2 protein-coding genes are annotated in these 6690 nt (G+C 54.9%); both read right to left on the bottom strand.

Annotation, left to right across the window (positions count from 1 at the left end):
• Positions 1-234: 234 nt before the first annotated feature.
• Entirely contained in the window at positions 235-3657 is a 3423-nt protein-coding gene (locus VKV18_RS14190) for a hypothetical protein (protein ID WP_324204840.1), read from the bottom strand.
• A 44-nt stretch (positions 3658-3701) separates the two neighbouring features.
• Positions 3702-6690 (bottom strand): hypothetical protein (locus tag VKV18_RS14185; RefSeq protein ID WP_324204839.1); only part of this gene is annotated, 2989 nt, incomplete at its 5' end.

Genomic DNA, 6690 nt, shown 5'->3' with positions numbered 1-6690 from the left:
AAGGCACCTGTAACAGTCGCGAGACCTGTGAGAGTCGCACGACGGCAAACTGTTTGAAAGCGCATAGCTTTCTCCTTTCATAGGTTTCGATTCGAGCGTAAACGCATTGCATTCTCTAGGTCTTCGCGCATCCCTATCCATGAGAGACGCCAGACCGTACCACTTCGGACGGCCCATCTAGCGTCCTTTTTTTGACACACCCCCTTCTTGAGGGTGTGTCAAAATCGGATGAAACTACGGCACCTTAAAGCTAATGGGCTGTTGAGGAGGTGCCGAGATATTTCCGCTTTGGTCTATAGCCCGTACGATGTAAAGATAGGTAGGGCCGGAGCGGACATTGTAATCGGTGAAGTTGGTAGGAGGGTTTCCTCCATTGCCGGGCAATACGGCAAGTTGTATGTAGTTAGGTTGCCCCCCACCGGTCGGCTGTATTGCACGAAATACCACATAGCCGCCTGCCCCGGTGGCAGGCGCCGCCCAACTGAGTTTGGCTGCACGTAGGGTGGCATCATAGCTCACCGATACGTTTTGAGGCGGGTCTGCCTTGACCTTGAAAGCCGATCCATCAAGAGGATTAGAGGGAATAGAGTGATTATCGTCTTGATCTACGGCAACCACGCAGTATTCATAAGTGACCTCCGGCTTGGCGGTGCTGTCTACAAAGGCGACAGGGTCTGTGGTGCCTTGGGGCACGTCTACCTCGCCGATCTCGGTGTAGTTTTTGAGGTCAAGCAACTTAAGAACAGCCGGGTCTGGCGCTTTAATCAATTGCTGCCCAGTAAGGATGCTGCTGAGCGCAAGGGCAGGTGACTGCTGTTGCCTTACCCCAAACCGGCTGGAGGCGGCGAAGGCGAGTTGAGCCGTCTGATCGTTGGCAATAAGGTTTCTGCCGGCAAAAGCGGCCGAAGCATGAACCTGCTGAAGCCTTACGTTCAAGTTTTGAATGTGGGTCGCCGCCGATGTGGTTGTAGCAGCGGCTGCCGGTGTGGCCGTAATGAAAGGCTTGGTGGTAATGAAGGGTTTTGCGGGGGCGATTTGGCCTACAGGGGGACGAGGCGGCACGGGGTTACCGGCTTGGGCCACAAGCCCTGCATTGTGAAGAATAGAGGTCAACTCGCCAGCAGCGGTAGGTATATTTATAGTTGGTGGAACCTCCTGGCGATAGACCAAGAACTTCGCAACCTCTTCGTTGGGTGGGTTAGGCACCACAGACAGGACGACGTTGCCCTCTTCGTTGGCCACCACTTTTTGAAGGATAGGGGTGGTAGGAGGCAGCGTGGAGGGCACACGGAAACGCAGTTCAGAAGGTTGCGTGCTTGCAATGTCCCATCGCGTCACGGCCACTACCCGATAGAGATAGTAGGTTGCGCGGCTTCGCGGCATGGGGTCGGTATACTGCGTCTGGTCTGTCTCGCCCAGCAGTTTCCATTCTATGGGCGTCTGGAGTATACGTACATACTTAGCGAGGATGACTCCGTTGGCGCCCACAATGTTGCTATTTGTGCGGACATAGCGGAACGGCTTCGACGCCAGTTGTGTCGCAAGGGGCAACGGGTGTTGCAGCGGGACGATGCCACCTTTAAAGGTGATAGTTTGAGAGCCGGGTGGAGGGGGCGGGCCGGCCGGAGCTGCCTCCTGTACGTTGGGTCGAAAATATCCGGTGAGGCTGGCGCGATAGATACGGTAGCGCATGCCTTTGGTCGTATTGACGGGTGCCCAAGAGAGCGTAACGTTTCCACCGATATCGGCAGGGATGGCGTCAGAGAAGTCGTTAAGATTAATTATTGAAACCGGTCCTCCTGGTCTTGCAACCTTCACAGCACTAAGCTGCATAAGGGTCTGCGGTAGCTGCTTCGTTCCCGTGTTGCCAGGGTGCAGGATACGAAAGTTCGGTGGCTCAAGACCAATAGCTTTGGGGTCACAGAGATATTGAGAACGCAACTGCATCTCGGCCGTCTGGGCGGTTTTCGTGAAAGACGCCTTCAGGTTAGCCGGGCCGGGCGGTACGTCCTTTAAAGGTACGGCAACCACATTGGTTGCCGCCGGGGTCGAATCGCGCAGGTTTGCCTTGTAATCGGCAGTGATGAGATAACGATAGTAGTGGTCTGGAGCAATGGTGGTATCGGTAAAAACAAGGACGGTGTCTTGGGCTGCCTGTTGTAGCGGAGCGATGTCCACTCCTCTCGATGCCAATTCCTTCCAACTTGTGCGAGCAGACATCAGAAAACGATTCTGCCCTTGTGCTAAAGGCACACCGGCGCGCAGAACTTTGGCCATAGGCTCCTTCACGGTCTTGCCCACGAGCTTTCCATTGCTGGCAACCAGCACGAGGATATGCGCGGCGGAAATATCCGAGTCGGCCGGAACATAGGGTATGCCGTTGATGGGCTGAGGCGTCAGCAGTTGGGGTGCCGCGTTAGGTTGTTCGGTATCTATGCGGAAAATGCGATAAACGGCCGCATTATCCGCCGACTTGTTCCATATCACGTCAATGCTCTTCCCGTCGGCGCTTAGATTCGCTTGGGCGTTGGTAACCGGTGGGGGCGTGCGCCAATCCTCCATGGCGATCTGCACCGTGGTGGGTTGGCTTTCTCGGCCAAATGAATCCACCAGAACAACTCTATAGCTAAGCGGCTCAATGGGCGCATCCTCGTCGCTAAAGGTGATAAGGGAGGACACCCGCTGTTGGTTGTTAGGGTCGTTCTGATAACTCACCATGATGGGCAGCTTGTTCAACTGAACCCCTTGGGGGTGCGCCTTATCTATGCGAAACACACTGTAGGTCGCCGTCACCAAAGCCTTCATAACATCTTCAGGGGGGTCAGACCAGTGTAGCGCCACAGAATAGACTCCCGTCTGGATGGGCTTTTCTACCTCAGGGGCCGGAGGCTGAGGGTCTTTGCCCACCGTAATGGTAACGGTAGCGACATCGTTGGGGCTTTCTTGGCCGTTATCCCCAATCGCGCGCAACGCATAGGTGATCTGCTGCCCGTTTTGCACGTTCGGGTCGGTGTAAGCCATTCCTATGGCGTCGGCCACCTGCGGGTTGGTGAGACCGGTAAGAAAGAGATGTTGGCGTCGCAGCACGGTTTCCGTATCAGGGGGCAGCTTTTGCCCCGGCGGCAGAGGTTGTGGGTTCAGTTGCCTGTTAGGCATTCTAAGCATGCGCGTGCGATAGGTTAGCAGCGCTTGGGGCACGACGACCGCAGGGGTTTTCTGCACGCGGCTTTGCCACATCTGAGGAGCCGTGAGAGCGCTCTGCTGCTTTAAGAGGGTGCCATAAGCTGTAAAAGCATCCCGGCTTATGTGGGAGGTATCGCGCGCCAGCGCTTTTTGGAAAAAGCCCTGCTGCGGCAGCTGCCCATTCGGAAGCTGAACTCGGCGGCTCAGTATCTGGAGCATTTGGGGCTTGATGGCATTTGGCTTCATTTGAATGGGCTGTGTGTTGACTTTGGTTCGTTGCCCATTCACAATGCGATACAGGTTGTAGCCTCCCGGAGCGAGCCAACCGTCCGTGACAACCCACCTCAAGCGGACTTCCGGTTTCGTATTGGGGTTGGCGGTGGCCGCCATAAGCGACACGGTATCCGCCTGTGCATGCCAACCGGCCGCCACCATAAAGGCCAGTATCGAAAAGATGTAAAAAGATTTTCTCATCGGTTTATTCCTCCTCTTCGTGTGTAAGACTCATTGTCGTGTGACTAGATTGTCATGCTGTAGCCCACGTCTAGGTTTCCGGAAACGGTGCCCACCACAGGCAGGTGAACGCTGACACCCGCATTCACATCTCCCGAAGCGGTTAGCTGACGCTGACTGGGACTGGTTTGGTACTGCACCCCAAGAAAGCCGTTGAAGTAAGCAGATAGCCCCACACTGGCGCTTCCAAAAATGCCGAAATCGGCGGAAAGTGTCACCGAAGCGCTGGCGCCCACGGCCACGAACCCACCAAAACTCAGCCCATTCTGATAGGCTATGCTCAGGTAGGCCTCCGCATAGGCACTGGCGCTAACATCGTAGGAGAGCGTAATGCCGAAATCCACACTGCCGCTTGAATGGAACCCCGCTTGCCAGAGCAACGCTGCTGCGCAAGATGGGTTCCCATTAACGAAGTCTATATCGGCTGCTCCTTGTACCGAGGCGATGCCAAGGGCATCAATCTCAATGGGATTGTCTATTTGTAGCTGGTGGTTAGGCACGTCGGCATGAATAGGCCCTCCGATATGTAGGTATTGCGTGTGCGGATCAATGTGAAGCACGATCTGCCCACTGGCATGGATGATCTTGCTTTGGCGATCCGGAAGGTAGATGTCCGCCCCCAAAGAGGCCTGGAAAGTCGCCTGTGATGGATTGATATAGATATCCCCGGTAACTACCCTACTATGAGTTGACGGATCGGCCGGTATCTGGGCATCAACGGCATCGAGCAGGTAGCCGTTGCCATGGAGGTCTATCGTTAAAGGATTGGTGGTTACCGTCAGGGTGAAATCTCCCCAGAAGGTGTTCTGATCCACCGTTTCCAGACGGACGCCAGCAGAGAAAAGCCAACTCGATTGTCCACTGGCAATGGCTTGATCGTCAGGCACAAGATTATAGTCCACGTAGGGATTTCCGTGCTGTTTATCTTGGGGGGTGGTGGGGTCTTGTTTCACATTGTGACCAATCGCCCCGCTAAAGCCCCCAATAGCTAACCCGGATGACCCAAGAGGTATTGGTGCGGGCAACTTTACACCGGCCCCGACGAACCAAGCGTGGTTAGCCACCAAAAATTCGGCGTCTATGCCTGTCCCTCCGCCGAGGCATTCGAGCGTGAGCGAGACTTTGCCGTCAAGACAGTCCTCCGGGTAGGTATAGGCCGTTTTATTATTCTGATCTTGCTCGCCTTTGTTGTGAAAACTTATCTCCCCTGCCACATGGACAAGGTGTTTGATTTCGCAATCTACCGCGATGGAGCCGTAAGAGATGGTTTTGTCCTGGTAAAACTTGATACCGTCGAAGTTCCCCTGAACGGAAATGGGCAGATCGCCGGAGAGCTTTACGTTGCCGGTAACACCTATCCACTGCTTCTGGTTCTCCTCTCCAAATCCCACCTGACGTATTTCGAGTTCTGCAGGCCCTAGGGCGAGGTCGTAGGGATTGTTTAAATTGAGCCAGGCTCCGCCCAACTTGAATTTGCCGTCGCTGTCAATTTCGAGATCGGTGAGATCGAGAGTGGTGCCGCTCAGCTTGCCGGCTTTAGAGGAGTCGAACTGTAATTGGCCTGTGACCGTAAAACCCCACGTATTATCCGGCTGCTTTTCCGCTTTGGCTTGCGAGATATGGATGGAACAGGGAAAGACGTTTGAGGTGACAGTCTGATCGGCCTCAACGGCCAAACTGATGTCGCCTGTGCTTGAGAAGGAGCCGGATAACTGGAGCTGTCCCCCTGTCTGCGTGAGGGTCAGACTGCCATCGAAGCGGCAATCTTGAATCCGGTTACGGCCTATATCGAGGCTAAGGTCTTGTAGGGTAATATCCGCTCCGTCCACTTTATTCACACTCAAATTTTGAACACTTACGGCACCGCTCACGCCGTTCTGGTCTATGTAGAAATTGTGCACATCAATTTGGACGGATTGGCCGTTGTTTTGAAAGGAGCTGGGCAGAGTGAGGGTGGCTTGTTGGATAAAGATGCCGCGCCAACTGGCAGGTAAAGGCTGCCCGGTGGCCGGGTCTTTCTCTTGGGGGTCGCCTTTTGTAGAAGAGAAATCCACTATCACCGTGCTATTTGCAGGTAACTTGATCCCTAGGCCGTTCCATGTGAGCGAAATCTCATTAGGCAACGTGAAAGAAGTAAAGAGATTGTCTCCACCGATACCGCAGTCGGGGCTGCCGATGTGCTTGCCCGAGGCCACCGCCTCATCGGCGGGGCGCATCGCGTTGGCGAAATTATAGGAAAGGGTGACGCCTGGGATGGTGCCCGATCCGCCGTTGGTCGAAGTCAAACTTGGTGGCAAGGTGATATCGCAGGTAAGGCTTACCGTTTGCGGCTGGCTGTTCTTCATGCTGAACTGAGCCGACTTCACGGTGAGCATAAACCCCATCGGCTGCGCTAAAGGAATCTGTAGGTTGGCGTTATTGAGCGAAGCGTTAAAGCTTACCAGCCCGTCTTGGTCTATGGAGAGGTTTTGCGCGTCGAGAGCCAGCGGGGCTTCGTCCTGCGAGAGGAGATCGGGCAGATTCACGGCGATAGTCGCCGAAGGAATGGTCAGTGTAAACTCATCCGGTTTCCCCGCAGGAAAGTGATGATAGTGCAGGTTCATGGGCGACGCCTTCACCACACAGCCTGGCAGTTTCAGTCCACCACTCATCGTGTCTGACGTTAGAGAAGCGTTTTGTGCATCTATGGCGATCTCCCCGTTTTCCGCCAAGCTTATCGCGGCCTGTAACTGCAGTTTGGGGGCATTGCCGCTGCTGTCGCGGAAGGGCAGAATGGCGGCCAAAGCCCCACCACTGAGCTGCAGGCTGGGGGTGGGCGTAACCACAAAGCCCAGTTTGGTTCCGTTCCCTACAGAAAGCCCAACCCCGCTGCCGAAGATGCTGGGAATATCCAGCTCGTTGGTAAACACATAGGTAAGGCCGTTTGCCCGCCCCTGATTATCCACCGAGACATGGCTAAAAGGCACATTGGGAATACCCGGCAAGGTGGTGCTG

Source organism: Chthonomonas sp., from assembly GCF_035294505.1.
Classification (GTDB): domain Bacteria; phylum Armatimonadota; class Chthonomonadetes; order Chthonomonadales; family Chthonomonadaceae; genus Chthonomonas.
This window is presented reverse-complemented; position numbering and strand designations above follow the sequence as displayed.